Source organism: Terrisporobacter sp. (genome assembly GCF_017888745.1).
Taxonomy (GTDB): domain Bacteria; phylum Bacillota; class Clostridia; order Peptostreptococcales; family Peptostreptococcaceae; genus Terrisporobacter.
On record NZ_JAGHFM010000143.1, the window covers coordinates 1 to 3,278 of the forward strand.

At 26.2% G+C, this 3,278-nt stretch carries 4 protein-coding genes and 1 pseudogene; all 5 read right to left on the reverse strand.

Annotated elements, in window-relative coordinates:
* Positions 1 to 615: MgtC/SapB family protein (locus tag J7G74_RS06935; protein WP_297133442.1), on the reverse strand; the 615-nt coding region annotated here is incomplete at its 3' end.
* 97 nt (positions 616 to 712) lie between these two features.
* A complete protein-coding gene (locus J7G74_RS06940; protein WP_297133444.1) occupies positions 713 to 1,555 on the reverse strand; it encodes a mechanosensitive ion channel family protein in 843 nt (280 codons plus the stop codon).
* Between the two features lie 128 nt (positions 1,556 to 1,683).
* A complete protein-coding gene (locus J7G74_RS06945) occupies positions 1,684 to 1,845 on the reverse strand; it encodes a Spo0E family sporulation regulatory protein-aspartic acid phosphatase (protein ID WP_297133446.1) in 162 nt (53 codons plus the stop codon).
* A gap of 39 nt (positions 1,846 to 1,884) precedes the next feature.
* Positions 1,885 to 2,412 (reverse strand): annotated as a pseudogene (locus J7G74_RS06950) (Gx transporter family protein).
* A 378-nt stretch (positions 2,413 to 2,790) separates the two neighbouring features.
* The coding region (locus J7G74_RS06955) for a S1C family serine protease (RefSeq protein WP_297133448.1) at positions 2,791 to 3,278 on the reverse strand (488 nt) is incomplete at its 5' end.

The following is a 3,278-nucleotide window of genomic DNA, read 5'->3' on the forward strand; positions in this document are numbered from 1 at the left end:
AAGCTCCTCTAATATTATTCTTTTGTCATACTCTATTAAAAAAACTAATTCCCAAATATCATTAGATCTACTCACAATTTGAAAATTTTTTATTCCTATCTCTGAAGCTTTTATAGTGTTAAAAATTTTAGAAGTTATATCTAAATTTGTTATAGTAGCCTTTAAAATTGCTTGACTTCTTTTGGATATAACTTTATCGATATTTTTAAATAGATAAAGTGTAGCCATTACTAATAACCATGCAGTGATTCCTAAGACATATTGACCGTATCCAATTGCAATTCCTATACAAGCTGTTGCCCATATACCAGCTGCAGTAGTTGGTCCTCTTATTCCATTTGAATTTTTAAGTATGGCTCCAGCCCCTAAAAAACCTATACCAGATAAAACTTGAGCAGGTAATCTTGCTGGATCCATTGTAGATATACTACTATATTTATTAAATAACTCTAAGGCTATTACAGAAGTAATGCATGATCCAATAGAAACTAAGATATGAGTTCTAAAACCTGCAAATTGATTAGATTTTTCCCTTTCATAACCTGTTAGTCCTCCTACTACTACTGATAATATAAGCTTCACAATGATTTCCTGATTTTTTAATAAAAAATCCATCAACTCTCCCCCTTAAAACATATTAGCCTATAAAACTGGTATTAAATATATTTATTAATATAGTATATATTTTTATTCACATATTTTCTATTATAATCTATTTGTAATCTTGTATATTACTTTCATTGCTTAGAATGTTAATATTTGTAGGATATCCAATTTTAATATTATTTTTTCTAAATACAATAAGAATTTGTAATTTAGCTTCTCTTAAAGCATTAAAATATATATCTGATTTAACAACCCACGTAATAGTATATTTAGCTACTATAGATATTTTTTCAATATCTGTTATTCCATATACCTTGAACCCTGATTTTTTAGAACGATTATGATTCAAATAGTCTTCAAATTTTTCATTCATTATTAAACATACCTCTTCTAAAGCATCTATAACTTTTAATGGGTCTTCTTCATAAGATACTCTAACATGTACAACTACCCTCATAATATCTTTGCTATAGTTTTCTATACTGTTTATAATTCCATTTGGAACTGTAATCCTTTTTAAATCCCAATTCCTTAGACTGGTACTCCTTATTCCTATTTCTTCAACTACACCTTTATATTCATTATTAATAACAATAAAATCTCCAACCTGAATTTGCTTTTCAAATAATATAAAAAAGCCATTAAATACATCTTTTAATATACTTTGAGATGCTACCCCAGCTACTATACCTACTATACTAGCTCCCGTTACTAATGATCCAAACTCTGTGGCATCTACAATATTAAATTCTCTTAATATCAATATTAAACTTAATCCAAATATAATGTAATAAGATACTGAACATAAAACGCTACAAAGTGTATCTTCATATCTTTCATCAAATTTGGTAATTTTAAATATATTTTTTAATGCAAATTGTATTATCTTTAACGATATACATGCGATTATTATGATAACTATGCTATGTATTAGTTTTGAAATAAACATATAATCACCTTAAATATAATGTTTTAATAAATCTAATTTATATTTTTATTAAATTACTATTTTAGTATACTCATTATTCTAGTTTAAAATGCTAAAATAGGTATAAAAAAAACCCACAATTTTGTAGGCTATTTCTTTAACTTTATGTATTCATTTATTAAATCATCAATTTTATGACTCGATTCTTCTAGCTCATCTTTAAATATGTCTGGGTACTCAATATATGTATTTATAAGCTCTCTTATATTTTCAATTTCTTTTTTTAGTGTTTCCAATTCATATTTTTTCATAAAAATCACCATTATCAATTCATATTTTACTTAATTTTATCAAAAATTGTTATTCTTTGTCAATAAGCCATTAGAAAAACTTGTCATATTAGGATAACAATACTTTGATATTAATCCAACAAACATTCCTGTTAATAAGGATGCTATAAGCATAAATGGTAAATACCCTACCATATTTATATTTTGTACTATCATACTTGCAACTAATAACTGGCCTATATTGTGACCTAAAGCACCTAATATACTAATCCCTACAATAGAAAAACCTTTTACCATATTACTTATATACATAAACAGTAAGCTTAAATATGCACCCCCTATGCTAAATAATAAATATGATATAGGCCCAGAAAAAATTGAAGATAGTATGATTCTTACAGTTAATATTATAAGCGTATCCTTTATTCCAAAAATAAGTAAAGAAATTAATGTAATAATATTAGATAATCCTCACTTAGCTCCTGGAAAAATAGCTAGCAGTGGATTAGGTATATATGTCTCAATTATATATAATACTAAACTATATCCAACCATTAATCCTAAAAATGTTAACCTTTTAGTTTTCATTAATTTTCAACTCCATTTTTAAATCTAATATAATAGTATAATAAATCTTTAAAAACCTCTATATTTTAATTTTTTTTATATATTCATAAAAATTAGACATGCTCATACGTCATTGCCTTCATTAATTTTTTGGGTTCATATTACTATATTTTTTGTTGATAATCAAACTCATTAAGTGGTGTTAATAACGACTGTTTACGACCTAAAAGATGGCAAAAAAGACACTATTAATAATATAAACGTAAATTAAAAAGTAGCAAAAAGATTACTTGCACTTGGATGTATAAATAATATGCGTGGTCATGAATATGAAAATACTAAAAATGCTGCAAATCAATAAAAAAGAGTTATATTAATATAACTCTTTTTTATTATATATTAAAATTTAACCTTTAATTGTTTTTCTGATCCATCTCTATTTACTACTATAGTAGTTGAATCTCCTGATTTATACTCATATAAACATTTAGTTAAATCAGACATGCTCGTTACTTTAGTATCACCTATTTTTACTATTATATCTCCTTGTTTAATTCCAGCTTTTTCAGCTGATGAATCTTCAACTGACTCGATTACAAATACACCTTCATCAGTTGCTATTTGTTGCCCTTGAGATTTAGCATAAGATGCATAAGTAGATGCATCATATCCTTTTATTCCAAGTGTAACTTTTTCATAGCTTCCATTGTTTATTACTGACTCTATTATAGACTTAGCTTGATTTATTGGAATAGCAAATCCTAAACTCTCACCTTCAGAAGTTTTAGCTGTGTTTATTCCAATTACTTCCCCATTTTCATTTAATAATGGTCCACCACTATTTCCAGAGTTTATACTAGCATCAGTCTGAATAAGACCTGTCATAG

Excerpts from the sequence above, each read along its gene's own strand:
- J7G74_RS06940 (WP_297133444.1), bottom strand. The coding sequence starts at position 1,555 with ATGTTTATTTCAAAACTAATACATAGCATAGTTATCATAATAATCGCA.
- J7G74_RS06945 (WP_297133446.1), bottom strand. The coding sequence starts at position 1,845 with ATGAAAAAATATGAATTGGAAACACTAAAAAAAGAAATTGAAAATATA.